Here is a 2179-nt window from a genome sequence, read left to right on the forward strand (position 1 = left end):
CGTGCTCATCGCCAACTCCAACCTGGTCGGCGACTGGGCCACGTGGCCCGAGTTCCGCCGCCTCGAGGACCTGGGCCTCACCATGTACGGCCAGATGACCGCGGGCTCGTGGATCTACATCGGCTCGCAGGGCATCCTGCAGGGCACGTACGAGACGTTCGCGGCCGTCGCCCGCTCGCTCGGCAAGGACTCGCTCAAGGGCACCCTCACCCTCACCGGCGGCGCCGGCGGCATGGGCGGCGCGCAGCCGCTCGCCGTCACGCTCAACGACGGCGCCGTGCTGATCGTGGACGTCGACGAGTCCCGCCTCGCCCGCCGGGTCGAGCACGGCTACCTCGACGAGTACACCACCGACCTCGACGCAGCCATCGAGCGCGTCGTGGCCGCGAAGGAGGCCGGTGAGGCCCTCTCCGTCGGCATCGTCGGCAACGCCGCGGTCATCTTCCCGGAGCTGCTGCGCCGCGGTGTGCCGATCGACATCGTCACCGACCAGACCAGCGCCCACGACCCGCTCGCATACCTGCCGATCGAGGTCTCGTTCGAGGACTGGAAGGATGCCGCGGCAGCGGACCCCGAGGGCTTCACGGTGCAGGCGCGCCGCGCCATGGCCGCGCACGTGGAGGCCATGGTCGGCTTCCTCGACCAGGGCGCCGCGGTGTTCGACTACGGCAACTCCATCCGCGCCGAGGCGGAGCTCGGCGGCTTCGACCGCGCGTTCGCGTTCCCCGGCTTCGTTCCGGCGTACATCCGCCCGCAGTTCGAAGAGGGGCGTGGCCCGTTCCGCTGGGTGGCGCTCTCGGGCGACCCGGAGGACATCCGCAAGACCGACCGCGCCGTCGCCGAGCTGTTCCCCGAGGACGCCTCGCTGCACCGCTGGCTGGAGAAGGCCGACGCGAAGGTGCACTTCGAGGGCCTGCCGGCCCGCATCTGCTGGCTCGGCTACAAGGAGCGTCACCTCGCCGGACTCAAGTTCAACGAGATGGTCGCCTCCGGTGAGCTGTCCGGTCCGATCGTGATCGGCCGCGACCACCTCGACTCCGGTTCGGTCGCCAGCCCGTACCGCGAGACCGAGTCCATGAAGGACGGCTCGGACGCCATCGCCGACTGGCCCCTGCTGAACGCGCTGCTGAACACGGCATCGGGTGCGGCGTGGGTGTCGATCCACCACGGCGGCGGCGTCGGCATCGGGCGCTCCATCCACGCCGGCCAGGTGACCGTCGCCGACGGCTCCGAGCTCGCCGCGCAGAAGATCGAGCGCGTGCTGACGAACGACCCCGGCACCGGGGTCATGCGGCACGTCGACGCGGGCTACGAGCACGCGAAGGACATCGCCCGCGAGCGGGGACTCAAGGTCCCCATGCTGGACGCCTGACATGACGGTGCGCGCACGCTCCGGCGTCGCCGACAGAATGGCCCAGATCGCGGACATCGGCCGCGACCCGGTTCGCGGCGGATACTCCCGGCATCTGCTGGACGACGCGGACCTGGCCCTTCGGGCCTGGTTCCGCCAGTCGGCAGCCCACCTGGGGCTCGACGTCGAACAGGACGGCAACGGCAACCTGTGGGCGTGGTGGGGCGTGCGCGGACCGCATGCGGTGGCCACCGGCAGCCACCTCGACTCGGTTCCCGGCGGCGGCGCCTACGACGGCCCGCTCGGGGTCGTCAGCGCTCTCGAGGCCGTCGCACTGCTGCAGGAGGAGGACTTCCGCCCGGCACGGCCGGTCGCGGTGGTCGCGTTCGCCGAAGAGGAGGGCAGCCGGTTCGGGCTGCCCTGCCTCGGCTCGCGGCTGCTCGCGGGGGCATCCGACCCCGAGGCCGTGCGCGCCCGCGCCGACCGCGACGGGGTCACCTTCGATGAGGCGTGGCGTGCCGCCGGCCTCGACCCGGCGACGCTCGGCGCCGACCCGGACCGCCTCGCCGGTCTCGGGGCGTTCGTCGAGCTGCACGTCGAGCAGGGGCGCGACCTCGAGGATCGCGGGATGCCGCTGGCTGTCGCATCCGCCATCATCCCGCACGGCCGCTGGCGTCTGACGGTCGACGGCGAGGGCAACCACGCCGGCACGACCCCGATGTCCGGACGCCGTGACCCGGTGGTGGCGCTCGCGGCCGCGATCCTCGCGGTGCGCGACGCCGCGATCGACGCGGGCCCCGCCGCGCGCGCGACGATCGGCCGCGTCCA

At 72.8% G+C, this 2179-nt stretch carries 2 protein-coding genes; both read left to right on the top strand.

Annotated elements, in window-relative coordinates; all coding sequences use genetic code 11:
• Positions 1-1372, top strand: a 1372-nt coding sequence (locus tag VJR25_RS15435) for a urocanate hydratase (protein ID WP_324116617.1), incomplete at its 5' end; no start/stop codon positions are given.
• 1 nt (position 1373) lies between these two features.
• Positions 1374-2179: allantoate amidohydrolase (locus VJR25_RS15440; protein ID WP_324116619.1), on the top strand; the 806-nt coding region annotated here is incomplete at its 3' end.

This window comes from Microbacterium sp., from assembly GCF_035277845.1.
Taxonomy (GTDB): domain Bacteria; phylum Actinomycetota; class Actinomycetes; order Actinomycetales; family Microbacteriaceae; genus Microbacterium.